Below are 25,687 nucleotides of genomic sequence, written 5' to 3'. Positions count from 1 at the left end.
GCTCAGGAGTCGTCGCATAGTCCGGTCGAGTGCACCACCCTGCTAAGGTGGAGAACCCTTTATTGGGTTCCGTGGGTTCAAATCCCACCGACTCCGCATCGTCCGAAGGCCCCGCTCAGGCGGGGCCTTCGTCGTTCCCGGCGGTGCCTGGGTCTGCCGCAGTACCGGCGTCTCCCGGCGGTGCCGGTGACTCCGCAGTGCCGGGGTCTCGCGGTCCCGGAGCCTTCCGGCCGGCGCTCCGCCGCTCGCGCCTGGCGTCGGCGGCCGATGCAACCTGGCGCCACGGCCGCCCGGGATCCGCCGCCGATCCGCCGGGCGGGTGCGCTCCCGGAGCGGCTACCCTGATCGGATGCCCAGCCCGATCCTCGACGCCCTGTCCGCCCCTCCCGCGCGGAGGGACGTCGCCTCGATCCGGGGTGCTCTCGCCGAGGTCGCGATCGGCGACTCAGTGCGCGTCCTCGTCCGCTCACCGCGCTACGGCCTCTACGGGATCGAGGGGGTCGTCCGCCAGGCCGTCGGCGGCGAGCTCGTCGTCGCGGACGTCTTCCTCGGCACGGGGACCGAGATCCAGAGCGTCGCCCTGGCTCCGGACGCCGAGGAGGTCGGCGGGGAGCGCTCGGCCGAGGGGCTCGAGCACGGGGACCCGGTGCGCGTGGCGTTCTCGACTCCGGCGCTCGGGTCGTTCACGATCACGGGCCCGCTGACGGCCGGCGGCCGCGACGGGTTCCTCCTCGTCGGCAGCTGGATCGTCGCGGACGGCGGCGAGCCCGGCCGCCACGTCGACCGCATCGAGCGCCTGACGGACGTCGGCGTCCACGAGAAGCACGTCCCCGGGCGCCGCTCCGCGGTCGAGGAGTAGCCCCTCAGCTCTGGCAGTGCGGGCACCAGTAGGTGACCCGCAGCTGCAGCTCGTCGTCGCCGAGCTCACCGCGCTCGATCGGAGTGCCGCAGCGCCGGCACGGCTTGCGGTCGCGGCCGTAGACCCAGAGCTGCTGGCCCGGGCGCAGGTTGCCGGTCGTCGTGCGCTCGATCCGCTCGCGGTTCACGGTGATGAGCCGCTTCGCGAGCGCGATGGTGCGCACGAGGTCGCCGCTCCCGCCGACCGGGCGCGTGGGCAGAACGCCGCGCAGGAAGCACAGCTCGGCGCGGTAGACGTTGCCGAGTCCGGCCATGATCCGCTGGTCGAGCAGCGCGAGCCCGATCGGCCGCTCCGGATCGGCGGACAGGCGTCGCAGCGCCTCGTCCGCGTCCCAGTCGGCGCCGAGCAGATCGGGGCCGAGGTAGCCGACCACGTCCTCCTCGGCCGAGCGCGGGACGATCTCGAGGAGCCCGAGCTCGAAGCCGACCGCCTGCCAGTCCTCGGTCTCGAGGACGATCCGGGCCTGGAACGCCGGCCGGTGCCACTTCGGCCGCTCGCCCTCGCCGCGGGCGTAGAGGTGCCAGCTCCCCTCCATCTTGAGATGGGAGTGGATCAGCGCGTCGCCGACACGCATCAGCAGGTGCTTGCCGCGGGGGACGACCTCGTCGATCGTCTCGCCGGTGAGGTCGACCGTCGCGTACTTCGGCACGCGGACGTCGCACCGGGTCAGGACCTCGCCGTCCAGCGCCTCGGCGAGGTTGTGGGCGGATCGGTAGACGGTGTCACCCTCGGGCACGCGGGCTCCCTCCGGCGCTCACGAGCGCATCCTCAGGCCGCGCGGATTCGCGACGAAGCCGGCGGCGACGAGGGCGTCGCCGAAGGGCGTGCCGAGCGCGAAGACGCCGTCGATCTTCTCGACGGTCAGCTTCTCGACCCCGCGGGAGCGGACCAGCTGCGAGAGGGCGCCGGCCGCGTCGGCGAGGGTCGCCTCGTCGGCGGTGAAGGTGAGGGCGGTCTTGCCGCCGCGCTCGAGGTAGACCGCGAGCGCTCCGTCGACGACGGCGACCAGCGCGCCGGCCTTCCGACCGGGGCGGTGCCCCTCGCCCTGCGGCCACGGCAGAGCGGCGCCGAACGGATTGGCGGGGTCGGTCGCCGCGAGCGCGAGCACCGGTCGTGAGCGCTCCTGCGCCTCGTCCTGCGGGGCGAACGTGCGGAGCCGGTCGACGCTGCCGGCGGTGCCGAACTGCGCTGCTCCCAGCTTCTCGATGAAGTAGCCCCTCCGGGCGCGGCCCTGCTGCTCGAAGCCGCTCAGCACCTTGTAGGCGAGGGCGAAGCCGCCCAGGACGCCCTCGGCCTGCACGGAGCCGCGGGTGACGATCCCGTACCGCTCGAGCAGCGTCTCGCCGAGCGCGTGCCCGCGGATCGTCGCGTCCGACTCCGCGAGCGGCACGATCGACCAGCGGCCGCCGGCGGTCGGCGGCCCCACGCGGGTGGCCATCGTGGGGCGGGCGGTCATCCGACCCCGGGGCGCGCGGGCGCGGGCGGGGGCGCGCGGCTGGCGGTGCGCGCCGCCGGTGGAGCCGACGAGGGTGCGCAGCGGCGCCAGGGTATCGTTCGTGACGAGCCCGGCCCAGACCAGCTCCCACAGGGCCTCGACGAGGCCGGCGTCGTCTGTGGAGCCGACCGCGTCGGAGAGCTGGCGGAAGAAGTAGCCGCCGCCCGAGCCGAGTACGCCGACGATCTCCTGCTGGAGCTCGGTCAGGGTCACGGACTCGGCGGCGGGGACAGGGAGGGTCAGACCGGCCGTGTCGGCGAGGTGGAGGCTCACCCAGCCGTCGTTGCCGGGGAGGGTGCCCGCGCCGGCCCAGAGGACCTCGCCGGTCGCGGTGAGCTCGTCGAGCATCGCGGGGGAGTAGTCGCGCACCCGGGCGGGCAGGATCAGCGACTCCCAGGCGGACGCGGGGATGGGCGCGCCGGCCAGCTGGTCGATCACGGAGGCCACGCCGTCGATGCCGCGGAGCGAGCCGCCGACATGCTGCCAGGCGGGGAGGAAGCGGGCGTAGGCGGCCGCGTCGACCGGCTCCACCTCTTTGCGGAGCGCGGCGAGAGAGCGGCTGCGCAGGCGGCGCAGCACCTCGGCGTCGCACCACTCGGTCCCGGTGCCGGTGGGGCGGAACTCGCCCTCCGAGACGCGGCGCTCGCCCGCGAGGCGGCGCAGGGTGTCGGTGACGACCGCGACGCCGAGGCCCAGGCGGGTGGCGACGACGGCGGCGGTGAAGGGGCCGTGGGTGCGCGCGTAGCGGGCGACGAGGTCGCCGAGCGGATCGCGGACCGGGTCGATGAAGGCGACGGGGACGCCGATCGGCAGGGGCACGCCGAGAGCGTCGCGGAGCCGGGAGGCGTCCTCCATCGCGGCGTACCGCTGCTCGCCGCCGAGCCCGACGGGCAGGACACGCTTCGCTTTCACGAGCGCGGCGACGTCGGCCTCGAGCACCGCGCGCTCGATCGCGGGCGCCTTCGCGACGTCCGCCGAGGCGACCGATTCGTCGACCAGGCGCTCCCCGAGCTCGTCGAGCGTCAGCGGGCCGAGCAGCCGGAGCAGGTCGGCGGCGCCCTCGAGCCCGCGGAGGCGGCGCTCGGGCTCGACGCGCTGCAGCTCGCGCTCGATCTGCGCGAGGACGGCCGGGTCGAGCAGCTCGCGCAGCTCCGCCCGGCCGAGCAGCTCGCCGAGGAGCGTCGCGTCGACCGAGAGCGCCGCGGCACGGCGCTCGGCGAGCGGGCTGTCGCCCTCGTACATGAAGGCCGCGACGTAGCCGAAGAGCATGGACCGCGCGAACGGACTGGCGGTCGGCGTCTCGACCTCGAGGATCCGCAGCTCGCGCCCGTCCAGCCGCGCGGCGAGCCGGAGCAGCGCGGGCAGGTCGTAGACGTCCTGGAGGCACTCGCGGACGGTCTCGAGGATGATCGGGAAGGTCGGGTAGGTGCGGGCGACGTCGAGCAGCTGCGCCGCCCGCTGCCGTTGCTGCCAGAGCGGGGAGCGCTTGCCCGGGTTGTACCTCGGGAGCAGGAGCGCCCGCGCCGCGCACTCGCGGAACCGGGCGGCGAAGAGGGCGGAGCCGCCGACCTCGCTCGTGACCAGCTGCTCCAGCTCCTCGCGCTCGAACAGGAACAGCTCGGAGCCCGGCGGCTCCGACTCCGTGTCGGGGATCCGCACGACGATGCCGTCGTCCCCGGCCATGGCCGCTCCGTCGACGCCGTGCCGCTCGCGGACGCGGGCGCCGATGGCGAGCGCCCACGGCGAGTGCACCTGCATCCCGTACGGGGAGTGCAGCACCAGCCGCCAGTCGCCCAGCTCGTCGCGGAAGCGCTCGAGCACGAGGGTGCGGTCGTCCGGGATCTGCCCTGTGGCCAGGCGCTGCTCGTCGAGGAAGGAGAGGAGGTTGTTGGTCGCGTACTCGTCGAGGCCGGCCGCCGTGCAGCGCTCGCGGGCCGTCTCGGGGGCGGCGGCGCCCACCTCGCGGGTGAACGCCCCGATCGCCTCGCCGAGCTCGGCGGGGCGCCCCTGCGAGTCGCCCTTCCAGAACGGGAGGCGCCCGGGCTCGCCGAACGCCGGCGTCACGATCACGCGGTCGTAGGTGATCTCCTGGATGCGCCAGCTGGTGGCTCCGAGCGCGAAGACGTCGCCGACGCGTGACTCGTAGACCATCTCCTCGTCGAGCTCGCCGACGCGGTTGCCGGTCGAGCCCGGCTCGCCGACCATGAACACGCCGAAGAGCCCGCGGTCGGGGATGGTGCCGCCGCTGGTGACGGCGAGGCGCTGGGCGCCGGGCCGGCCGGTGAGCGTGTTCGCGTCGCGGTCCCAGACGAGGCGCGGCCGCAGCTCCGCGAACTGATCGGAGGGATAGCGGCCCGAGAGCAGGTCGAGGGTCGCCTCGTAGGCGGAGCGGGGCAGGGACACGAAGGGCGCGCTGCGGCGGACGGTGTCGAACCAGTCGTCCACGTCGAGGCTCTCGAGGGCAGTCGCGGCGACGGTCTGCTGGGCGAGGATGTCGAGCGGGTTCGCGGGGACGGCGATCGCCTCGATCAGGCCCGAGCGCATCCGCTCCGTCGTCACGGCGGAGTGGAGCAGGTCGGCCCGGTGCTTGGGGTAGAAGGACCCGCGCGAGACCTCGCCGACCTGGTGGCCGGCTCGACCCACGCGCTGCAGGGCGCTCGCGACCGAGGGCGGCGTCTCGACCTGGACGACGAGGTCGACCGCGCCCATGTCGATCCCCAGCTCGAGGCTCGAGGTCGCGACCACGCAGCGCAGGCGGCCGGACTTCAGGTCGTCCTCGATGATCGCGCGCTGCTCCTTGCTCACCGAGCCGTGGTGGGCGCGGGCGAGCAGCGGCTCCTCGTCGGGCGCGGACTGCCCGCTGCCGCTCGTGCCGCCGGCCGCTCCCATCGCCTCGGCCGGGGAGCGGCGGACGGAGGAGGAGGCCGCCTCGGCGAGCAGGGCCCCGACCGCCACGGGCTCGCCCGCCTCACGCGCCCGCTCCGCGGCGAGCTCGCGGCGCTCGGCGTAGATCTCGTTGAGCCGGGCGGTCAGCCGCTCGGCGAGGCGGCGGGAGTTCGCGAAGACGATGGAGGAGGTGTGCGCGAGGACCCGGTCGACGATCGACTCCTCGACGTGCGGCCAGATCGACCCGCTCTGCGGACCGGTGGCCCCCATCGTCGATCCGTCCTGCGGAGCCGCCGTCCCCAGCTCGGACATGTCCTCCACCGGGACGACGACGCTGAGGTCCCACTGCTTCTCGGACGCCGGAGCCACGATCGCGACCGGGGAGCGGCCGGCGAGGAACCGGGCCACCTCCTCGCGCGGGCGCACCGTCGCCGAGAGGCCGATGCGCTGCACCGGCTTCGGGAGCAGGGCGTCGAGCCGCTCGAGGGAGACGGCGAGGTGCGCCCCGCGCTTGGTCGATGCGACGGCGTGGACCTCGTCGACGATGACCGTCTCGACGCCGCGGAGCGACTCGCGCGCCGCCGAGGTGAGCATGAGGTAGAGCGACTCGGGGGTCGTGATCAGGATGTCCGGCGGCGTCTTCTGCAGCACGCGCCGCTCGGCGGCGGGCGTGTCTCCCGAGCGCACCCCGACGGTGACCGTGGCCGGCGCGCTGCCGATGCCCTCGGCGCTCAGCCGCAGCGCCGTCTGGGTGACGCCGACGAGCGGCGAGCGGAGGTTGCGCTCGACGTCGACGCCGAGAGCCTTCAGCGGCGAGACGTAGAGCACGCGCGTGCGGTGCTGCGGATCCTCCGGCGGCGGGCCCTGCACGAGCCGGTCGATCGCCCAGAGGAAGGCCGAGAGCGTCTTGCCGGAGCCGGTGGGAGCGACCACGAGGGCGTGCGCTCCACTCGAGATGGCCGACCAGGCGCCCTCCTGGGCGGCGGTCGGCGCCGGGAACGCGCCCTCGAACCACGCGCGCGTGGCGGGGGAGAAGCGCTCGAGGACGTCCGGCATGCACCTATCCTCCCTGCCACCTCCGACATTGCCGGGGCCGCGGCCCGGGGGCGAGCCCTTGACGGGGGGGGAGTCCGCCCGTCAGGCGAAGCCGAGACGGACGAACGTGCCGATGTCGGCGAGCTCGGCCTGCCCGACTCCGTGGGCGACGCCCTCGTAGACCCGGGCGTCGAGCGCCGTGTGCTCCGGGAACCAGGCCGCCGCGTCCCGCACGAGCTCCTCCGGGATCACCGTGTCGAGCGTCCCGCGGCCCCAGAACACCGGCGGACGCTCGCGGGCGAGCCGCTCGTCCGCGTCGTCGCCCTCGGCGAGCGGGACCACGAACCCGGACAGGGCGACCGCGAAGGCGAAGCGGCCCGGCGCGCGCCGCAGCAGCTGCACCGCCAGCGCGGCGCCCTGGGAGAAGCCCAGCAGCCCGACCGGACCCGGGTGCTCCAGAGCGTCGAGCCACTCGATCACACCGGCCGCCGCCGCTTCGACGGCCTCGGGATCGGCCCGCGGCTCGTCCGGCACCAGCGGGACACGGAGGGGCCACCACGCGTTCGCCCCGCCACCCAGGGCAAGAGGCGCCCGGAGGGACGCGAGGACCGGCTCCAGCGGCAGGTAGGCGCCGAGCGAGAACAGGTCCCCCTCGTGCGAGCCGTAGCCGTGCAGCAGCACCAGGAGGGGCCTGCCGACGCGGTCGCGCTCGGAGGAGGACCACAGCACCGCGTTCGCGTCGATTCCCATCGCACCATCATCCCCCTGAGCGCGGGATCGCCGCCGCCGGTCGGAACACCAGCCGCGAAGGGTGAGAATGGCTGCATGAGCGTGCGCACCCCTGACCCGAACTCCGGGTGGCTGTCCGACGACGAACTCGCCGAGATCCGCCGGCGGCTCCCGCTGCTGTACGTGGAGGCCGTGCCCGTCCGGGTCGACGGGCTCGGGCAGGTCACCGAGGTCGGCGTGCTCCTGCGCGCGACCTCCTCCGGCCAGATCACCCGCACGATCGTGTCGGGCCGCGTGATGTACGGCGAGACGCTGCGCGACGCGCTGTTCCGCCACCTCGAGAAGGACCTCGGCCCGATGGCCTTCCCCCTCCTCCCGGCGAGCCCGCTCCCCTTCCACGTCGCCGAGTACTTCCCGATGCCCGGCATGGGGCCGTTCACCGACGACCGCCAGCACGCGGTCTCCCTCGCCTACGTCGTCCCCGTCACCGGCACCTGCGACCCCCGCCAGGACGCCCTCGAGCTCACCTGGATGACCCCCGACGAGGCCTGCTCCGACGCGATCTCCGCCGAGATGGAGGGCGGGCGGGGCGCGCTGATCCGCGCCGCCTTGGCCTCCGTCGGGCGTCTGTCCTAGCGGCGCGGAGCGGACTTCTTGCGCGCCGCGGGGCGGCGCGCCGCGGTCGGCTCTCAGGGACGGCCGGGCGGGTGGAGCGTCGGGCGTTCGCCTAGACGGATTCGCTGGCACGCGAATCCGCCGTTCGGCTCGTGGACCCGGTGTCCACTGGACCTCCCGTTGTCGGGCGAGGACAGGTGGCGGCGCTGCCCGACGACGGCGAAGAGCAGAGGATCGACTGCTCGCGACGCGGTGAGGACTTCCGGATCTCCCTGCACGGGGCTCTGCTCGGAGATCTGAAGCGCGAACGACGAAGGGCCGGAACCTGCGACCTGTGATCGCGGGCCCCGGCCCTTCGTGGTGCTGTCGTCCTGATCAGGACGAGCGCTGAAGTGCGATCACCGAGCGCCCAGCCCCCGGACCAGCCGCCTCCTGCGAGGCGAACGGTCGATCCGCGTGTCAGCGGATCGGCCTAGCCGGTCGTGACCCGCTCTGCGGATCGCGACCGTCCTGCCGGCCGACCGCGGTGCGCCGCTCTGCGGCGCACACAACGGTTCAGCCCTGCGCGCGGCGGCCGCCGCGGCGGGCGCCGCCGCCGGCGGACTCGCGGGCGGGAGCGGCCGAGGCTGCTCCGCCGGTCGCGGTGCTGTAGAACGAGCGCGATCCGCCCGAGGTCGAGGGGGCGCCGGCGGCCGAGCGGCTGCGACCTCCGCGGGCGCCGCCGCGGGCGGGTCCCTCGGCGGCGGTGCGGTCGCGGCGGGGGCGGTCGCCTCCGCCGGTCGCGGCACCCGTCGAGCGTCCGCCGCGGGGTGCGGCGGTGCCCTCGGTGCGGGCCGCGCGCTTGCGCTGCGCGTTGGCGCCCTGCGAGCGTCCGCCCTGCGACTGGCTGCGGACGGGCTCGACGACGGCGCTGGGGGTGACGTACGGAGCGACGTCGCCGACGAGCTTCGCGACGGCGGCCGAGTCGGCCGTCACCTGCTGGGGCGCGACCTGGATCGCGGCCTTGCGGAGGAGGGTCTTCACGTCGCTGCGCTGCGTGGGCAGGACGACGGTGACGACGTCTCCCTCGCTGCCGGCGCGGGCGGTGCGGCCCGAGCGGTGCAGGTACGCCTTGTGCTCCATCGGCGGGTCGACGTGGATGACGAGCTCGACGTCGTCGACGTGCACGCCGCGGGCGGCGACGTCGGTGGCGACGAGGACCTTGACGGTGCCGGCGCCGAACGCGGCGAGGTTCCGGTCGCGGGCGACCTGCGAGAGGTTGCCGTGCAGGTCGACCGCGGGGATGCCCTGGCCGGTGAGCTGCTTGGCGAGCTTCTTCGCGTGGTGCTTGGTGCGCATGAAGAGGATGCGGCGGCCGGTGCCGGACGCGAGGGTCTTCACGAGCGCGTTCTTGGCGTCGAGGCCGTCGACCTCGAACACGTGGTGGGTCATCAGCGCGACCGGCGAGTTGGCCTCGTCGACCGAGTGGAGCACCTCGTTCTGGAGGTACTTCTTGACCAGCTTGTCCACGCCGTTGTCGAGCGTCGCGGAGAACAGCAGGCGCTGCCCGCCGCGGGGGGTCTTGTCGAGGATGCGCGTGACGACCGGCAGGAAGCCGAGGTCGGCCATGTGGTCGGCCTCGTCGAGGACGGTGATCTCGACGGCGTCGAGGTTCACGAAGCCCTGCTTCATCAGGTCCTCGAGGCGGCCCGGGCAGGCCACGACGATGTCGACGCCCTGCTTGAGCGCGGCGACCTGGCGCTGCTGCGAGACGCCTCCGAAGATCGTGGTGGTGACGATGCCGTACGCGTCGGCGAGGGGCTGCATCGCGGCGGTGATCTGCGTGGCGAGCTCGCGGGTCGGCGCGAGGACGAGTCCGAGCGGGCGGCCGGGGCGGCGGCGTCCGCCGGCGAGCGAGCCGCCGAGTCGGGCGATCATCGGGATGGAGAAGGCGAGGGTCTTGCCGGAGCCGGTCTTGCCGCGGCCGAGGACGTCGCGTCCGCCGAGGGTGTCGGGCAGCGTGTCGACCTGGATCGGGAAGGGCTCGGTGATGCCGCTCGCGGTGAGCGCGGCCACGAGGGGGGCCGGCACGCCGAGGGCGCTGAAGGAGAGGGGGGTGTTCGACATGGAGTGGTGCCTTTCGGGGGCATCATGCCGATCGAGGACGCGCGGGCGGTGGCCGGGGCGCGGGTGATCGGCGTTCGGGCGAAGGTGACGGTGGTCACATCCGTTCGCCGTACGATTCGGTGCGCGCGGCCGGGGGCCTCATGCACGTGCGCCAGATGGTCGGGACGGATCCTCGACGGTCAGAGTCCTAGGGGACAAGGGGCGTTCTACGACGCGGGGGAGCGCAGTCGCTGCGCTCGCACCATCCCACTCTAGTGGATGCCGATCCATCCGCGCATCGCGGCCTGCACGCGGGACCCGTCGCGGTCGCTCAGCTTGGTCCCGACGAAGTCGCCCGCCCAGTCCGAGGTCTGCACGCGGAAGGCCGGCTCCGGGTCGCGCAGGGTCTTCAGGATGACGGCGGCGACGTCGGACGGGTCCTGCGCGTGGGTCGAGGAGAAGGACGACGCGGCGCGGTCGAGGTAGGCGCCGAGCGCCGGCGCGTAGGGGCCGGCCTGCGCGAGCATCGCCGCCGCGTCGATGCCGACGTTCTCGACGAAGCTGCTGCGGACCGCTCCCGGCTCGATCAGCGACACGTGGACGCCGACGGAGGCGGCGACCGGGGCGAGCGCCTCGAAGAACCCCTCGACCGCGAACTTCGCCGCGCAGTAGTCCTCGTTGAACGGCTGCCCGATCGCGCCGCCGACGCTCGAGACGGTGACGATGCGGCCGCGGGACGAGCGCAGCATCGGCAGCGCGGCGCGGGTGACCGCGACGGTGCCGAAGAAGTTGACCTCCATCACGCGGCGCAGCTCCTCCGGATCCTCCAGCTCGAGGGTGCCGAGGTGGCCGGCTCCGGCGTTGTTCACGAGGGCGTCGAGACCGCCGAGCTCCTCCTCCACGGCGCGGAGGCAGCCGGCGACGGAGTCCGCGTCGGTCACGTCGAGCGCCCGCAGGTCGAGCTCGACGCGGGCCTCGGCGGCGGCGGCGCGCAGGCCCTCCGCCCGCTCCGGATCCCGCACGGTGGCGACCACCCGCCAGCCCGCGCGCGCGGCCTCGATCGCGGTGGCGCGGCCGATGCCGGTGGAGGTTCCGGTGACGAGGAGGACGGGACGGGGCATGCGGCTTTCCTGCTTTCCGGCGCACGACGGCGCCGCCCGGAGGCTATCGGCCGCCCCTCCGAGAACGTCCAGGGTCGGCGTCAGCCCCGGTAGCGCTCGCCGACCGGCACCTCGACCGGCAGCCGGTTGCCCGCCTGGGCGAGCGGGCAGGCCCAGGCCGGGTCGTAGGCGCAGGAGGGGTTGTAGGCGAAGTTGAAGTCGAGGACCAGCGTCCCCGGGGCGGAGCCCGGACCGAGGTCGGCGCCCTTCACGGTGTCCAGGAGGTAGCGGCCGCCGCCGTAGGTGCCGCCGGGTGTCCCCGCGAGGGCGTCCTTGACCGGCACGAACAGGCCTCCGCCGTAGGACGCGAGGCGCCAGACGTCGAGGCTGCCGGCGTCCGGCACCTCGACCGTGCCGATCAGCTCGAAGGGGACGGTGCCGTCGGTGCCGGTCTCCACGTCCATCCGCCGCGCCTCCTCGGCCGGGGCCACCTCGAGCTCGAAGCGCCAGGCCGCGTCGTAGGGCGCGATCGGCAGGGAGCGGAAGTGCGCGCGGTCGGCCGGGAGGAGGGGGGTGGAAGGGTGCTGCGCGAAGAGCGCGTTGCGCCCGCGGATCCAGGACGCGTGCGCGGCGAGCAGGTCCACGTTCGAGAGCCGGCGCACCTCCGCGTAGAGGGCCTGGACGTGGCGGCGCCAGTCCGACACCTCGACCGCGTTCGTGAGGCGGCGGCGGGGCGAGACGCCGTCGTCGTCCTGCTCCTCCTCGTCGGCGGAGGGCCACTGGAGGCGCAGGAGCTCCGAGCGTGACAGCTCGGTCTCCTCCTCGGCGACGCCGTCGGGGCTCATGCGGCGGACTCCCCGCGCGGGCGGGTGTCGGCACCGACATCGTGGCGCCAGGACGGTGCGAGGGAGCGGATGCGGATGCCGCGCCACTGCCAGAACGCCCACATCGACGGCCAGAGCGCGGCCGAGGCGAGGCCCGCCGAGAACTCGAGGCGGTCGCGGAAGAGCGTGCGCCCGTCGGGGAGCGGGGCGACGGCCATGCGGTGGTCCCACGCGGTGATGAGGCGGAGGGAGCCGGTGAGGGGCCCGCCGCTGTCGCGCAGGATCCGCACGTCGGGCATCGAGGGGACGCGGCGGTAGGAGAGGTCGATCTCCTGCGCGCCCATCGGCACGATCCCGAGGGCGTCCATCGCGACCTCGTGGGAGCCGAGCCCCCAGGTCGGGCGGAAGCCGCCCTCGTCCAGCGACGCGGCGGTCAGGAGCGGGGACATCACCTCCCGGAACACGGCCGGACTCTGCAGGGCGCGCCAGGCGGAGTCGGCGTCGGTGTCGAGCACGTGCTTGAGCATCACCTTCACGAGGGACATCCTCCTCCGCCCGCCCCCGCGCGGGAACCGGGTGCGCGCGGAGCCCCGGACGTGTATGCGCCTCCGGTGCTCGCTACCGTGTCAGGGTGACCGCTCCCGCCGCCTCCGTCGACCAGTCGACCTACCAGATCCGCTTCGAGTGGGGGGCCCGCGCCCTCCGCGTGCTCGCCCCCGCCCACGTCACGGTGCTCGTCGACGCCCTGCCCGGAGGCGAGGGCCCCGACCTCGGGGGTGTGGAGGGCCGCGTCGTCCGCGCGGGCCTGGCCGACCGCTCGGCCGTCGCCCGCTGGATCCTGGAGCGCCAGCACGAGAACGGCGGGCGCACGAGCGTCAACGTGATCGCCCTCGGCGACGTCGACGACAGCGGAGGGGCGCGGTTCGCGATGGAGGACCAGCTGGCGGCCGGCGCCGTCGTCGACGCACTCATCGGACTGGGCATCGACCACGTCTCGCCCGAGGCCGCGGTGGCCTGCGCGTCCTACGAGGGCCTGCGCCGGGCGTGCGCGCACCTGCTCACCGCGTCCGAGTCCGGCCGCCTGCTCGCCGCCGAGGGGCGGGCGGACGAGGTCCGGGCCGCCGCCCGGGTCGACACCGTCGACGAGGTGGCGGTCCTCCGCTGACCCGCCGCTCCGGCGGGCGCGACCTCCGAGCGGTGCAGGGCGTCCGCGGAGCGCACAAGCCCCTGCGGATCCGAGCCGCCGCCTCGACCACTCGCCCGCCCCCGGCGTAGCGTTCGGCGGAGGCGGTCCCTCCGCCCCCGTCCCGACCGAAAGCTGGCCCGCATGAAAGCCGTCCTCAACGACGTCGTCCTCGCCGACGCCCCCGACTCCGACCTGATCTCGATCGAGGGCAACTGGTACTTCCCGCCGTCGAGCATCGCCGAGGGCGTGCTCGTCGAGAGCCCCACGCCCTACACCTGCCCCTGGAAGGGCGAGTGCCAGTACTTCTCGGTGCAGACCGGCGACGGCCTGCAGAAGGACAAGGCCTGGTCGTACCCGCACCCCTACCCGACGGCGTTCGACCGCGTCGGCAAGGACTTCTCGGGCTACGTCGCCTTCGACCGCTCCGTCCGCGTCTCCGACTGACCCGTTCCGCCGCGGTGCCGCTCCCGGTGCCGCGGCGGTGCGTCAGCCGCGCGGGGAGGCGGCGCGCGCGCGGTAGGCCCGGACCTTCGACCGGTTCCCGCAGCGCTGCATCGAGCACCAGCGGCGCGACCCGGCTCGGGACGTGTCGAGGTAGAGCATCCGGCACTCCGGATCCGCGCAGCGCCGCAGCCGTCCGGCCACGGCCGGGCCCAGCAGCGCCACGGCCTCGCGGGCGATGGACGCGAGCGCCTGCCTGCCCGCCGCGTGGAGCCGTCCTGCCTGCCGCGACCCTCCGCCCAGCACCGGCGGGATGTCGGGCATCGCCGCGACCAGGTTGACCACGTCGACGTCGCGCGGGTCGAGCGCGGTGCCGACCTCGGCCGCGACGGCCAGCCGGGCGATCGCGCCCCGGAGCATCAGCGCGTCGTCCAGGCGCGCGTCCCTGCTCTCGGGGCCGACCGCCTCGAAGCGCTCGGCGAGCCAGGCGGCCAGGGCGGCATCGGAGTCGAGGTGCTCGGCCGCTCCCGGAGGCAGTGCTCCGGTCGTGGCGAAGTCGAGCGCGAAGCTTCCGGAGTCGAACCACCAGCGCCGGCCGTCGGCCTCGGGGAGCCACTGCCCGGTGACCGGCGTCCGGCCGCCGTGAGAGGCCTCGTCCGGGGTCACGGCGCCGGGACCGGTCGGCGCCGCCACTGGATCGCGTTCGCGGGCTCGAACCGGCGCGCGCAGCGGCCGCAGGCCAGGGGCCGGGTGGGCCGGCGATGGCGGTAGAAGAGGTGTCCGCCCGGGCAGGTGCCGACCCACGGCGCGAGCTCGTCCGCGGTCGGGTTGCTGTGGGTGCGCGATCCCGTGTAGCCGAGCCGCGCCGCGATCCGCCGCCACGGCGGTCCGTGCCCGGCGTCGGGCCCCGCGAGGGCGTGCGCGACCTCGTGCAGGAGGGTCTGCCGGACCTCCTCGTCGCTCCAGCGTGCGGCGAGGTGGCGCGAGACCGTGATCCGGCGGCGCGTCCAGTGGCAGGCGCCGCCGCGGGTGCGCGCGTGGTCGAGCGCGAAGGACCAGGAGGGGTCGAGGTGCTCCTCGATCAGCGCGTCGGCCCAGCGGGCCACGTCCTCGAGGTCGGCCACCGGTGGCGCTGCCTAGGACTCGTCGCCGTCGGCGCGGCGGCGGCCGCGGGCGGTGCCGTCGGTGCGGGCCTCGCGGTCGGTCCCGTCCTGGAACTCGGAGGCGGCGGCGTAGCCCAGGCGTGCGACCTCCAGCTCCTCCTCGGGGACCCCGACGCGCTCGCCGAGGGCGGTCGCGGCGTCGAAGTCGCGCATCGCCCGGCCGTACTCGCCCAGCTCGAAGAAGGTGAGGCCGCGGTGCTTGAGCGCGAAGGAGTGCTCGAGGTGCCACTCGTGCGTGCGCGCCTCCTCGACGCAGAGCGCGAGCTCCGAGAGGGCCTCGTCGGTGCGGCCCCGCAGCTGCATGAGGCGGGCGCGGCGGACGCGGGCGGTGAGCAGCTCGGCGCGGTCGCCGGAGAAGCGGGTGCGTCGGACGGCCTCGTTCGCGAGGTCCCACGCCTCGTCGACGCGCCCGAGCAGGCGCAGCAGCTCCGCCTTCTCGGTGAGCGCGGCGAGGCTGCGCAGCGCGCCGATCTCCTCCAGGCGCTCCTGGGCGGCGTCGACGTCGATCTCCTCGTGGAGGGTCGCGGGGTCGTGGCGGATGATGATGCTCAGGGCGATGCTTCCTCGTGGAGTGCGGATCCGGATCGTCGCGCGCGGCGGACGAGAGGACGGTCGGGGTCGCTGACCCCGGCGTCGAGTGTACCGGCGGGTCCCCGGACGGCGCCCCGACGCGCGGCCCGGGTCAGCCCCGTCGCACCTGGAAGACGCTCCGCGCCGGCAGCGGCGACGGGGTGGCGGTCTCGTCCGTGACGACGAGGGCGCCGGCGATGAAGTTCTCGAGCTCCCGCCCCTGCACCAGCTTGGAGGGCGCGGGATCGGAGGCGAGGCGCCGCGGCAGGCCGTCGAGCGGCAGCGGATCGGCGGAGGCGAGCATCACCACGTTCCCGAAGCGCTTGGCCTTGAGCATCTGGGTGTCGGTCATGATCGCGGTGTGCGCGAAGACGGAGGCGAGCGTCGCGGCCTGGGCGCGGGCGAAGGCGAGCGCGCCGCCGTCGGCCACGTTCACCGCGACCAGGCCGCCGGGGGCGAGCAGCGGCGCGATCGCCCCGTAGAACTCGGCGCTGGTCACGTGCGCGGGAGTGCGCGCGCCCGAGAAGATGTCGACGACGACCACGTCGACCGTGCCCCGCAGCCCGGGCGGCAGCTTGCCGAGCACCTCGCGGGCGTCGCCCTGGCGGATGCGGATCTGCGCCCCGCGGGGGAGCGGGAGCGCCTCGCGCACCAGCTCGACCAGAGCGCCCTCGATCTCGACGACCTGCTGGCGCGAGCCCGGCCGGGTCGCGGCGACGTAGCGGGGGAGGGTCAGCGCTCCGGCGCCCAGGTGGAGCGCCGTGACGCTGTCGCCCTCGGGGGCGACGAGGTCGATCGCGTGGCCGATCCGGCGGACGTACTCGAACGAGAGGTGCGTCGGATCCGCGAGGTCGACGTGCGACTGCGGAGTGCCGTCGACGACCAGGGTCGCCGCGTCGGGCGAGTGGCGGTCGGGCTCGATCCGCGCGGTGTACCCGCTGGCGAGCACGGCGCGGGGGTGCTCGGAGTCGTCTCCGCGTCGGCGGCCGGTGCGTTCCTGCATCCGACCAGTCTGCCGCGGCGGCGGGACGGCGGGGCTCCGCGCCCGGCCCGGTCGGATCGATCCGGGAGGCCGTGGCCTCGTATACCGGACCCCGCGGGGCGGCGCAAGCATCCGCACTTGCGCGGCGTGGCGCGATGCGGCTATATTCGTACTTTGCGCTCCCGAGTACCCATGCCCTCATATCGCGGTCGGCAGGTCACCGGAACCCGGCATCAGATGGTGGATGCCGTTGCCACACTCTAGCCCCGCCCCCAAGACCGAGTCGCCTCGGTCCGCACGGCGTGCGGGCAGGGGTGGCGGCCCGTCCGGCGGGAGCCCACTCCACACATCCCACAGATTGAGACCCGCGAGGGTCTACGGAGGTTCCTTCCTTGGCTGCTGCGTCCACCGCGACCACCACCTCACCCAAGAACGGACGCGGAGCTTCGCGTCTCTCGTTCGCCAAGATCAGCGACACCCTGACCGTTCCGGATCTGCTCGCGCTGCAGACCGAGAGCTTCGACTGGCTCGTCGGCTCGGAGGCGTGGAAGACCCGCGTCGCCGAGGCGAAGGCCGCCGGCCGGGAGGACCTCCCCGCCAACTCCGGCCTCGACGAGATCTTCGAGGAGATCTCCCCGATCGAGGACCTCAGCGAGACGATGCAGCTGAGCTTCACGAACCCGTACCTCGAGCCCGAGAAGTACACGATCGAGGAGTGCAAGGAGCGCGGCAAGACCTACGCCGCTCCGCTGTACGTCGAGGCCGAGTTCATGAACCACCTCACGGGTGAGATCAAGACCCAGACGGTCTTCATGGGCGACTTCCCGCTGATGACCGAGAAGGGCACGTTCATCATCAACGGCACCGAGCGTGTCGTCGTGTCCCAGCTCGTGCGCAGCCCCGGCGTCTACTTCGAGCGCCAGCAGGAGAAGACGTCCGACAAGGACATCTACTCTGCCCGCGTGATCCCGAGCCGCGGCGCCTGGCTCGAGTTCGAGATCGACAAGCGCGACCAGGTCGGCGTGCGCATCGACCGCAAGCGCAAGCAGTCGGTCACCGTGTTCCTCAAGGCCCTCGGCCTGACGAGCGAGGAGATCCTCGAGCAGTTCGCCGGCTACGAGTCGATCGAGCTGACCCTCGAGAAGGACAACATCCTCACCAAGGAGGACGCCCTCCGCGACATCTACCGCAAGCTCCGTCCGGGCGAGCAGGTCGCCGCCGAGGCCGCCCGCGCGCTGCTGGACAACTTCTACTTCAACTCCAAGCGCTACGACCTCGCGAAGGTCGGCCGCTACAAGATCAACCGCAAGCTCGGCATCGACAAGGCGCTGTCCGACTCGGTGCTCACGGTCGAGGACATCATCGCGACCATCAAGTACCTGGTCGCCCTGCACGACGGCCGCACCGCCCTCCCCGGCGTGCGCGACGGCGAGCCGGTCGAGCTGCGTCTCGACGTCGACGACATCGACCACTTCGGCAACCGCCGCATCCGCGCGGTCGGCGAGCTGATCCAGAACCAGGTCCGCACCGGACTGTCCCGCATGGAGCGCGTCGTCCGCGAGCGCATGACCACGCAGGACATCGAGGCGATCACCCCGCAGACCCTGATCAACGTGCGCCCCGTCGTCGCCGCGATCAAGGAGTTCTTCGGAACCAGCCAGCTGTCGCAGTTCATGGACCAGAACAACCCGCTCGCGGGTCTGACCCACAAGCGCCGCCTGTCGGCGCTCGGCCCCGGCGGACTCTCCCGTGAGCGCGCCGGCGTCGAGGTCCGCGACGTGCACCCCTCGCACTACGGCCGCATGTGCCCGATCGAGACCCCGGAAGGCCCGAACATCGGCCTGATCGGATCGCTCGCGTCCTTCGCGCGCATCAACTCCTTCGGATTCATCGAGACCCCGTACCGCAAGGTCGTCGACGGCACCGTCACCTCGCAGATCGACTACCTCACCGCGTCCGAGGAGGACGAGTACCTGGTCGCCCAGGCGAACGCCCCCCTCACGAAGGAATTCCGCTTCGCGGAGGGCAAGGTCCTGGTCCGCCCCAAGGGCGGAGAGGTCGAGCTCGTCGACGCCGAGCGCGTCCACTACATGGACGTCTCGCCGCGCCAGATGGTCTCGGTCGCGACCTCGCTGATCCCGTTCCTCGAGCACGACGACGCGAACCGCGCGCTCATGGGCGCGAACATGCAGCGTCAGGCCGTCCCGCTGCTGCGCAGCGAGTCGCCCGTCGTCGGAACCGGCATGGAGGGCTTCGCGGCCATCGACGCCGGCGACGTCATCACCGCCGACAAGGCCGGTGTCGTCCAGGAGGTCTCCGCCGACTCCGTCACCGTCCAGCTGGACGAGGGCGGCACGCAGACCTACTTCCTCCGCAAGTTCGACCGCTCCAACCAGGGCACCTCGTACAACAACCGCGTGGTCGTCTCGGCCGGCGAGCGCATCGAGGTCGGCGAGGTCGTCGCCGACGGCCCCGCCACCGAGAACGGCGAGCTCGCGCTGGGCAAGAACCTGCTCGTCGCGTTCATGCCGTGGGAGGGCCACAACTTCGAGGACGCGATCATCCTCAGCCAGAACCTGGTGAAGGACGACGTCCTCTCCTCGATCCACATCGAGGAGTACGAGGTCGACGCCCGCGACACCAAGCTCGGCAAGGAGGAGATCACCCGCGACCTCCCCAACGTCAGCCCGGAGCTCCTGGCCGACCTGGACGAGCGCGGCATCATCCGCATCGGCGCCGAGGTCCGCCCCGGCGACATCCTCGTCGGCAAGGTCACGCCCAAGGGCGAGACCGAGCTCTCGGCCGAGGAGCGCCTGCTCCGCGCGATCTTCAACGAGAAGAGCCGCGAGGTCCGCGACACGTCGCTGAAGGTGCCCCACGGCGAGCAGGGCACGATCATCGGCGTCAAGGTGTTCGACGCGCAGGACGGCGACGACGAGCTCGGCTCGGGCGTCAACCAGCGCGTGGTCGTCTACATCGCCCAGAAGCGCAAGATCACCGAGGGCGACAAGCTCGCCGGCCGCCACGGCAACAAGGGCGTCATCTCGAAGATCCTGCCGGTCGAGGACATGCCGTTCCTCGCCGACGGCACCCCGGTCGACATCGTCCTCAACCCGCTCGGCGTCCCCGGCCGCATGAACTTCGGCCAGGTCCTCGAGATCCACCTCGGGTGGATCGCGAAGCAGGGCTGGAAGGTCGAGGGCCAGCCGGAGTGGGCCGCGCGCCTGCCCGAGCACGCCCGCGAGGCGGCGCCCGGCACCAAGGTCGCGACCCCCGTCTTCGACGGTGCGGCGGAGGAGGAGCTCGCAGGGCTCCTCGACTCCACCACCCCGACGCGCGACGGAGAGCGCCTGATCGGCTCGTCCGGCAAGACGCAGCTGTTCGACGGCCGCTCCGGGGAGCCCTTCCCGGACCCGGTCTCGGTCGGCTACATGTACATCCTGAAGCTGCACCACCTCGTCGACGACAAGATCCACGCGCGCTCGACGGGCCCGTACTCGATGATCACCCAGCAGCCGCTCGGTGGTAAGGCGCAGTTCGGCGGACAGCGCTTCGGCGAGATGGAGGTGTGGGCCCTCGAGGCCTACGGCGCCGCCTACGCCCTCCAGGAGCTCCTCACCATCAAGTCGGACGACATCCTCGGCCGCGTGAAGGTGTACGAGGCCATCGTCAAGGGCGAGAACATCCAGGAGCCCGGCATCCCGGAGTCCTTCAAGGTCCTCATCAAGGAGATGCAGTCCCTGTGCCTGAATGTCGAGGTCCTCTCGGCCGACGGCACCGCGGTCAGCCTGCGCGACACCGATGACGAGGTCTACCGCGCCGCGGAAGAGCTCGGCATCAACATCTCCTCCCGGTTCGAGTCGTCCTCCGTCGACGACATCTGATCCGCGCCAGCATCTGACGACCTCCCGTCTCTGACGAGACACCCTGTTTTCCGACAAGGAGAAAACATTGCTCGACGTAACCACTTTCGATGAGCTGCGCATCGGCCTCGCAACGGCCGATGACATCCGTCGCTGGTCGCACGGTGAAGTGAAGAAGCCCGAGACCATCAACTACCGCACCCTGAAGCCCGAGAAGGACGGCCTGTTCGGCGAGCAGATCTTCGGACCCTCTCGCGACTGGGAGTGCTCCTGCGGCAAGTACAAGCGAGTCCGCTTCAAAGGCATCGTCTGCGAGCGCTGCGGCGTCGAGGTCACCAAGTCCTCGGTCCGCCGCGAGCGGATGGGCCACATCGAGCTCGCCGCCCCCGTCACCCACATCTGGTACTTCAAGGGCGTCCCCTCGCGCCTCGGATACCTGCTGGACATGGCGCCGAAGGACCTCGAGAAGGTCATCTACTTCGCGGCGTACATGATCATCGACGTGGACGACGACGGCCGTCACGCCGACATGCCCGGCCTCGAGAACGAGCTCCGGCTCGAGATCAAGACCCTCTCGGACCAGCGCGACTCCCGCATCGCGGACCGCCTGGCGCGCCTGGAGACCGACCTCGCCGCCCTGGAGGCGGAGGGCGCCAAGAGCGACCAGAAGCGCCGCACCAAGGACGGCGCCGAGAAGGAGATGGGCCAGATCCGCAAGTCCTTCGACGAGGACATCGCGCGGCTCGAGAGCGTGTGGGAGCAGTTCCGCACCCTCAAGGTCGGCGACCTCAAGCCCGAGGACGCGGTCTTCAACGAGCTCGTCGACCGGTACGGCGTCTACTTCGAGGCCTACATGGGCGCCGAGGCGATCAAGAAGCGCCTCGAGCAGTTCGACCTCCAGGCCGAGGCCGAGACGCTGCACCTGCAGATCGCCGAGGGCAAGGGTCAGAAGAAGATCCGCGCCATCAAGCGCCTGCGCGTCGTCAACTCGTTCCTCGCCACCGGCAACTCGCCGGCCGCGATGGTCCTCGACGTCGTCCCGGTCATCCCGCCGGAGCTGCGCCCGATGGTGCAGCTCGACGGAGGCCGGTTCGCGACCAGCGACCTGAACGACCTCTACCGTCGCGTGATCAACCGCAACAACCGACTCCGCCGCCTGCTCGACCTCGGTGCCCCCGAGATCATCGTGAACAACGAGAAGCGCATGCTCCAGGAGGCGGTCGACGCCCTCTTCGACAACGGCCGCCGCGGCCGCCCCGTCACCGGAACCGGCAACCGCGCCCTGAAGTCCCTGAGCGACATGCTCAAGGGAAAGCAGGGTCGCTTCCGCCAGAACCTGCTGGGCAAGCGCGTCGACTACTCGGGCCGCTCGGTCATCATCGTCGGCCCGCAGCTCAAGCTGCACCAGTGCGGTCTGCCCAAGCAGATGGCGCTGGAGCTGTTCAAGCCGTTCGTGATCAAGCGCCTGATCGACCTGTCGCACGCGCAGAACATCAAGGCCGCCAAGCGCATGGTGGAGCGCTCGCGCCCGCAGGTGTGGGACGTGCTCGAGGAGATCATCCGCGAGCGCCCCGTCCTGCTGAACCGCGCGCCCACGCTGCACCGTCTCGGCATCCAGGCCTTCGAGCCCCAGCTGGTCGAGGGCAAGGCGATCCAGCTGCACCCGCTCGTCTGCGCCGCGTTCAACGCGGACTTCGACGGCGACCAGATGGCCGTCCACCTGCCGCTGTCCGTCGAGGCCCAGGCCGAGGCGCGCATCCTGATGCTCGCGTCGAACAACATCCTCAAGCCCTCGGACGGCCGTCCGGTCACCCTGCCCACGCAGGACATGATCATCGGCCTCCATCACCTGACGACGATCCGCGAGGGCGCCGCCGGCGAGGGCCGCGCGTTCTCCTCCGTCTCGGAGGCGATCCTCGCGAAGGACCAGGGCTCGCTGCACCTGAACTCGAAGGTCAGGATCCGCATGTCGGACGTGTACTTCGCGCAGGGTCAGGCACCCGAGGGCGTCGAGATCGACGAGGACGGCAAGGTCACCGCGCCGGTCCTCCTCGAGACCACGCTCGGCCGCGCCCTCTTCAACGAGGCGCTGCCGGTCGACTACCCCTACTTCGAGCAGGTCGCCGACAAGACGACCATCTCCGGGATCGTCAACGACCTCGCAGAGCGCTACCCGAAGGTGGAGGTCGCCGCCTCCCTCGACCGGATCAAGGACGCCGGCTTCTACTGGGCCACCCGCTCGGGTGTCACCGTGGCGCTGTCCGACATCCTCACGCCTCCGTCGAAGCCCGAGATCATCGCGGGCTACGAGAAGAAGGCCGCGAAGGTCGAGTCCGAGTACGACAAGGGTCTGACCACTCAGGCCGAGCGCCGCCAGGAGCTCGTGAAGATCTGGACCGAGGCGACCGACGAGGTCGCCAAGGCCATGCGCGCGAACTTCCCGACGGACAACACCATCAACCGCATGGTCACCTCCGGTGCCCGCGGCAACTGGCTGCAGGTGCGCAACATCGCCGGCATGCGAGGCCTGGTGAACAACCCGAAGGGCGAGATCATCGCCCGACCGATCATCTCCTCGTACCGCGAGGGCCTGTCGGTCGCCGAGTACTTCATCGCCACGCACGGTGCCCGCAAGGGCCTGGCCGACACCGCGCTCCGCACCGCGGACTCGGGCTACCTGACGCGTCGACTCGTCGACGTCTCGCAGGACGTCATCATCCGCGAGGAGGACTGCGGCACCTCGAAGGGCCTCGACCTGCCGATCATGCTCCAGGACGCCACCGGCGCCTGGATCAAGGACTCCAACGTCGAGAACTCCGTCTACGCCCGTTCGCTCGCCACCCCGGCGTCGAACGAGGCCGGCGAGCTCGTAGCCGAGGCCGGCGAGGACGTGGGCGACGTGCTCATCGAGAAGCTGGTCGGAGCGGGCGTGCGCCACATCAAGGTGCGCTCCGTCCTGACCTGCGAGTCCGCCGTCGGCGTCTGCGCGGCCTGCTACGGCCGCTCGCTCGCCACCGGCAAGCTCGTCGACATCGGAGAGGCCGTCGGCATCATCGCGGCCCAGTCGATCGGCGAGCCCGGCACGCAGCTCACGATGCGCACCTTCCACACCGGTGGATCGGCCTCGGCCGACGACATCACGCAGGGTCTTCCCCGCGTGCAGGAGCTCTTCGAGGCCCGCACCCCCAAGGGCGCGTCGCCGATCGCGGAGGCCGCCGGCCGGATCACCATCGAGGACACCGACCGTGCCCGCCGCGTCATCCTCCAGCCGGACAACGGCGACGAGGCGGTCATCTACCCGGTGCTCAAGCGCTCGCAGCTCCTCATCGAGGACGGCCAGCACGTCGAGCTCGGGCAGCAGCTGCACGTCGGAACGGTCGACCCCAAGGAGGTCCTGCGCGTGCTGGGCGTCCGCGAGGTCCAGAAGCACCTGGTGGGCGGCGTCCAGGGCGTCTACCGCTCGCAGGGTGTGCCGATCCACGACAAGCACATCGAGGTCATCGTGCGTCAGATGCTCCGCAAGGTCACCGTGGTCGACCACGGCGACACGGAGCTGCTGCCGGGCGAGCTCGTCGACCGCTCGCGCTACAGCGAGGTCAACCGTGCGGCTCTGACCGAGGGCAAGCGGACCGCGTCCGCCCGCCAGGAGGTCATGGGCATCACCAAGGCCTCGCTCGCGACCGAGTCGTGGCTGTCGGCCGCGTCCTTCCAGGAGACCACCCGCGTCCTGACGCAGGCGGCCATGGAGGGCAAGCGCGACCCGCTGATGGGCCTGAAGGAGAACGTGATCATCGGAAAGCTGATCCCGGCGGGAACCGGTCTGCCCAAGTACCGGAACGTGTCGGTCGAGGCGACCGAGGAGGCGAAGGCCGAGCGGTACCCCAACCGGATCTTCGCCGACGACGCCGCGTTCAGCGACGCCGACCTCTCGTTCGTCGACTTCGACTCGTTCTCGAGCGACGGCTACGAGCCGGGCAACTACAGCTGATCCAGGTGAGCTGAACGATCGAAGGCCCCGTCGGGACACCGGCGGGGCCTTCGTCGTCCGCGGCCCGCGGTCACCCGCACGGGGGGCCGCCCGTTCGCGACGAGCGGCCTTCCCCGCAGGAGCGGGGTGATTGACTCGATGCGTGCTCGTCGGGTCGAGCCCGTACCCGTTCCCCGTCCTGGTCGCGGCACGTGAGGAAACGCGCGGATGAGACTCGTGATCGTCGTGCTGGCCGCACTGCTCGTGGTGGTCGGCGTCGTCGTGGTGCCCGCGGGGCGGGCGGAGGCGGCCGAGGCGGTTGCACCCTCGTCCTGCGGCGTCGCGGAGCTGGCGCCCGTGCTCACGGGCGACGACGTCCGACCGCGCTCCGCCGCCGCCCTGGTCCCCATCGTGATGCTGCACGGCTGGCTGGGCACAGCGACGCACGACGCCGACCGCACAGGGGCCTTCTCCCATCTCGTCGACATGGTGTCGTCGGAGTCGGCGACCGCTCCGCTCGACGCTCCCGAGCCGTCCCTCCTCGGCCGGCTGCAGCAGATCGACGGCGCCGCGGTCTACACCTTCGACTACCGCCGGCTCGCCGCGCGCTGGGTCACCGACCCGGGGATCAGCGACGCGCTCGCCTCCTCGATCGCCTGCCTCGTCTCCGCAACCGGGCACCGAGCCGTCGTCGTCGCGCACTCGATGGGAGGGCTCGCCGCCCGCCAGGCGCTGAGCGGCTCGGTCGACGGGACCGCCGTCGCCTCGATGGTCTCGTCCGTCCTCACCTTCGGCACCCCGAACACGGGATCCGACGTCGCGGAGCGCCTCGGACGGATGGTCGACGACTCCGGTCAGGTCAGCCCCGCGGTGATCGCAGGACTGGACCCGCAGAGCCGGCTGAGCGTCTCGGCGATGCTCGCCTCCTGCGGGGACGCCGTCTCGGAGGACGCGGAGCACGCGGGTGAGTGCACGGGAGTGCCGATGATCGACGCCCTCGCCTCGGCGGCCGGCAAGGGCCTGCGGACGGGATCCACCGAGCTCGGCTCCCTGCCGCCCTGGCCCGCCGGCGTGCACGTGACGGCGCTGGTGGGTGACATCCAGGTGACCGCCGCGGTGGCGCTCGGCCTGGCCAGCGCCCCGGTCGACCTCGGCGACATCATGGTCGCGACCGGATCGGCGACGGCCGGGGTCGACGACTACGTGGTCTCGACCTGCCGCTACACCTACCTCGCCGCAGCGGACGTGCCGTCCCTCGTCGCCGAGCTCTCGCCGTTCGCGCGGCTCGGCGATGCTCTGCGCTTCGCGAAGCTCGTGGTCGACGTCGACGCGAGCCCGTGCCATCACGCGCGGTTGACCCGGAACATCGACCTCGTCGAGCACGCCACCGGCGTCGTGTCGGACGTCGTCGCGGGCGAGCTGTCCGCTCCGCACGCCTCTCGAGCGCAGACCGCGGCGAGGGCGCTCCCGGCGGCGGAGGAGTCCCGGAGGCGGTCCTCGTGACCGGTCAGCGGACACCGCCGAGGAGACACCATGTCGCGTCAGTTGACGGACGTCTGTCGGGAAGCATACGGTCGGACCGGCCCATGGGGAGGCCGCCTGGGGGACAGGCAGCGCGGCCCGCGCGGCACCCGAGCCGCATGCGCGGGCCGCGCCCGTCTCCGATCTCCTCTCACGTTCCGCGCTCCCTCCGGGTACGCTCGGCTGGACAGCAGATGTCGGAGACTTCCTCCGTGCATTCCGGCGCCGGAGGCCTGATGAGCGACGACCCCCTCGATGCGGAGGAGTCGGCGCGTCCTCCCCGCCTGACCCGCGAGCAGGTCCGCA

At 72.5% G+C, this 25,687-nt stretch carries 18 protein-coding genes and 1 tRNA gene; 8 read left to right on the top strand and 11 right to left on the bottom strand.

The genetic code is table 11. The features are described 5' to 3' along the window. The first annotated feature begins 5 nt into the window (after positions 1 to 5). Both C5C27_RS04795 and C5C27_RS04790 read left to right on the top strand, forming a co-directional pair. Positions 6 to 96, top strand: a tRNA-Ser gene (locus tag C5C27_RS04795). A gap of 253 nt (positions 97 to 349) precedes the next feature. Then, positions 350 to 859: a hypothetical protein gene (locus C5C27_RS04790; RefSeq protein ID WP_258066503.1), complete on the top strand. Its 510-nt coding sequence runs from the start codon at positions 350 to 352 to the stop codon at positions 857 to 859. 4 nt (positions 860 to 863) lie between these two features. Here the strand turns inward: C5C27_RS04790 and C5C27_RS04785 are convergent, their stop codons facing one another. The 3 genes from C5C27_RS04785 to C5C27_RS04775 all read right to left on the bottom strand — a co-directional run bounded on the left by C5C27_RS04785 (position 864) and on the right by C5C27_RS04775 (position 7,085). Then, on the bottom strand, positions 864 to 1,655 hold the full coding sequence (locus tag C5C27_RS04785) for a DNA-formamidopyrimidine glycosylase family protein (protein ID WP_104226773.1): 792 nt from the start codon (positions 1,653 to 1,655) through the stop codon (positions 864 to 866). Between the two features lie 18 nt (positions 1,656 to 1,673). After that, positions 1,674 to 6,356: an ATP-dependent helicase gene (locus C5C27_RS04780; RefSeq protein ID WP_104313761.1), complete on the bottom strand. Its 4,683-nt coding sequence runs from the start codon at positions 6,354 to 6,356 to the stop codon at positions 1,674 to 1,676. 81 nt (positions 6,357 to 6,437) lie between these two features. Further along, entirely contained in the window at positions 6,438 to 7,085 is a 648-nt protein-coding gene (locus C5C27_RS04775) for an alpha/beta hydrolase (protein WP_104250889.1), read from the bottom strand. 75 nt (positions 7,086 to 7,160) lie between these two features. Here C5C27_RS04775 and C5C27_RS04770 point away from each other — a divergent pair, with 75 nt between their 5' ends. Continuing rightward, positions 7,161 to 7,700: an NUDIX hydrolase family protein gene (locus tag C5C27_RS04770; protein ID WP_104313760.1), complete on the top strand. Its 540-nt coding sequence runs from the start codon at positions 7,161 to 7,163 to the stop codon at positions 7,698 to 7,700. Between the two features lie 534 nt (positions 7,701 to 8,234). Here C5C27_RS04770 and C5C27_RS04765 read toward each other — a convergent pair. From C5C27_RS04765 to C5C27_RS04750, 4 genes are all read right to left on the bottom strand, one after another. After that, on the bottom strand, positions 8,235 to 9,785 hold the full coding sequence (locus C5C27_RS04765; protein ID WP_104238083.1) for a DEAD/DEAH box helicase: 1,551 nt from the start codon (positions 9,783 to 9,785) through the stop codon (positions 8,235 to 8,237). 251 nt (positions 9,786 to 10,036) lie between these two features. Further along, positions 10,037 to 10,885: an SDR family oxidoreductase gene (locus tag C5C27_RS04760; protein ID WP_104308445.1), complete on the bottom strand. Its 849-nt coding sequence runs from the start codon at positions 10,883 to 10,885 to the stop codon at positions 10,037 to 10,039. A gap of 80 nt (positions 10,886 to 10,965) precedes the next feature. Then, entirely contained in the window at positions 10,966 to 11,709 is a 744-nt protein-coding gene (locus tag C5C27_RS04755; RefSeq protein ID WP_104238080.1) for a DUF1684 domain-containing protein, read from the bottom strand. Continuing rightward, positions 11,706 to 12,233, bottom strand: a complete 528-nt coding sequence (locus C5C27_RS04750; protein ID WP_104238079.1) for a hypothetical protein — start codon at positions 12,231 to 12,233, stop codon at positions 11,706 to 11,708. The genes C5C27_RS04755 and C5C27_RS04750 overlap by 4 nt, the downstream gene beginning before the upstream one ends. An 86-nt stretch (positions 12,234 to 12,319) precedes the next feature. Between C5C27_RS04750 and C5C27_RS04745 the strand changes: the two genes are divergently transcribed. Then, complete coding sequence (locus tag C5C27_RS04745) at positions 12,320 to 12,853, top strand: 2-phosphosulfolactate phosphatase (RefSeq protein WP_104313759.1); 534 nt, start codon at positions 12,320 to 12,322, stop codon at positions 12,851 to 12,853. A 162-nt stretch (positions 12,854 to 13,015) separates the two neighbouring features. Continuing rightward, positions 13,016 to 13,318: a DUF427 domain-containing protein gene (locus C5C27_RS04740; RefSeq protein WP_104224584.1), complete on the top strand. Its 303-nt coding sequence runs from the start codon at positions 13,016 to 13,018 to the stop codon at positions 13,316 to 13,318. 42 nt (positions 13,319 to 13,360) lie between these two features. Here C5C27_RS04740 and C5C27_RS04735 read toward each other — a convergent pair whose 3' ends face one another. The 4 genes from C5C27_RS04735 to C5C27_RS04720 all read right to left on the bottom strand — a co-directional run bounded on the left by C5C27_RS04735 (position 13,361) and on the right by C5C27_RS04720 (position 16,051). Next, the gene (locus tag C5C27_RS04735) at positions 13,361 to 14,008 is read right to left on the bottom strand and encodes a CGNR zinc finger domain-containing protein (RefSeq protein ID WP_258066502.1); all 648 of its coding nucleotides are present in this window, start codon (positions 14,006 to 14,008) and stop codon (positions 13,361 to 13,363) included. Continuing rightward, positions 13,978 to 14,439, bottom strand: a complete 462-nt coding sequence (locus tag C5C27_RS04730) for a SprT-like domain-containing protein (protein ID WP_104233929.1) — start codon at positions 14,437 to 14,439, stop codon at positions 13,978 to 13,980. Before C5C27_RS04730 ends, C5C27_RS04735 begins: the two co-directional genes overlap by 31 nt. A 12-nt stretch (positions 14,440 to 14,451) precedes the next feature. Then, complete coding sequence (locus tag C5C27_RS17935; protein ID WP_181027192.1) at positions 14,452 to 14,781, bottom strand: hypothetical protein; 330 nt, start codon at positions 14,779 to 14,781, stop codon at positions 14,452 to 14,454. Between the two features lie 379 nt (positions 14,782 to 15,160). Further along, positions 15,161 to 16,051, bottom strand: a complete 891-nt coding sequence (locus C5C27_RS04720; RefSeq protein ID WP_104313758.1) for a spermidine synthase — start codon at positions 16,049 to 16,051, stop codon at positions 15,161 to 15,163. Between the two features lie 371 nt (positions 16,052 to 16,422). Between C5C27_RS04720 and rpoB the strand changes: the two genes are divergently transcribed. From rpoB to C5C27_RS04705, 3 genes are all read left to right on the top strand, one after another. Then, positions 16,423 to 19,914 carry a DNA-directed RNA polymerase subunit beta gene (rpoB, locus tag C5C27_RS04715; RefSeq protein WP_104313757.1) on the top strand — a complete coding sequence of 1,164 codons (3,492 nt, stop codon included), beginning with the start codon at positions 16,423 to 16,425 and terminating at the stop codon, positions 19,912 to 19,914. A gap of 67 nt (positions 19,915 to 19,981) precedes the next feature. Then, positions 19,982 to 23,881 carry a DNA-directed RNA polymerase subunit beta' gene (locus tag C5C27_RS04710; protein WP_104313756.1) on the top strand — a complete coding sequence of 1,300 codons (3,900 nt, stop codon included), beginning with the start codon at positions 19,982 to 19,984 and terminating at the stop codon, positions 23,879 to 23,881. A gap of 207 nt (positions 23,882 to 24,088) precedes the next feature. After that, positions 24,089 to 25,363, top strand: coding sequence for a triacylglycerol lipase (locus tag C5C27_RS04705; RefSeq protein WP_104313755.1), 1,275 nt, complete (start codon positions 24,089 to 24,091; stop codon positions 25,361 to 25,363). Positions 25,364 to 25,687: the final 324 nt, after the last annotated feature.

Source organism: Rathayibacter sp. AY2B7, assembly GCF_002931635.1.
GTDB lineage: Bacteria > Actinomycetota > Actinomycetes > Actinomycetales > Microbacteriaceae > Rathayibacter.
Note: the sequence above shows the minus strand (reverse complement) of the source record. Positions and strands in the feature narration are given on the sequence as shown.

Excerpts from the sequence above, each read along its gene's own strand:
- C5C27_RS04790 (WP_258066503.1), top strand. The coding sequence starts at position 350 with ATGCCCAGCCCGATCCTCGACGCCCTGTCCGCCCCTCCCGCGCGGAGG.
- C5C27_RS04780 (WP_104313761.1), bottom strand. The coding sequence starts at position 6,356 with ATGCCGGACGTCCTCGAGCGCTTCTCCCCCGCCACGCGCGCGTGGTTC.
- C5C27_RS04775 (WP_104250889.1), bottom strand. The coding sequence starts at position 7,085 with ATGGGAATCGACGCGAACGCGGTGCTGTGGTCCTCCTCCGAGCGCGAC.
- C5C27_RS04770 (WP_104313760.1), top strand. The coding sequence starts at position 7,161 with ATGAGCGTGCGCACCCCTGACCCGAACTCCGGGTGGCTGTCCGACGAC.
- C5C27_RS04765 (WP_104238083.1), bottom strand. The coding sequence starts at position 9,785 with ATGTCGAACACCCCCCTCTCCTTCAGCGCCCTCGGCGTGCCGGCCCCC.
- C5C27_RS04760 (WP_104308445.1), bottom strand. The coding sequence starts at position 10,885 with ATGCCCCGTCCCGTCCTCCTCGTCACCGGAACCTCCACCGGCATCGGC.
- C5C27_RS04755 (WP_104238080.1), bottom strand. The coding sequence starts at position 11,709 with ATGAGCCCCGACGGCGTCGCCGAGGAGGAGACCGAGCTGTCACGCTCG.
- C5C27_RS04750 (WP_104238079.1), bottom strand. The coding sequence starts at position 12,233 with ATGTCCCTCGTGAAGGTGATGCTCAAGCACGTGCTCGACACCGACGCC.
- C5C27_RS04740 (WP_104224584.1), top strand. The coding sequence starts at position 13,016 with ATGAAAGCCGTCCTCAACGACGTCGTCCTCGCCGACGCCCCCGACTCC.
- C5C27_RS17935 (WP_181027192.1), bottom strand. The coding sequence starts at position 14,781 with ATGCAGCTGCGGGGCCGCACCGACGAGGCCCTCTCGGAGCTCGCGCTC.
- C5C27_RS04720 (WP_104313758.1), bottom strand. The coding sequence starts at position 16,051 with ATGCAGGAACGCACCGGCCGCCGACGCGGAGACGACTCCGAGCACCCC.
- C5C27_RS04705 (WP_104313755.1), top strand. The coding sequence starts at position 24,089 with ATGAGACTCGTGATCGTCGTGCTGGCCGCACTGCTCGTGGTGGTCGGC.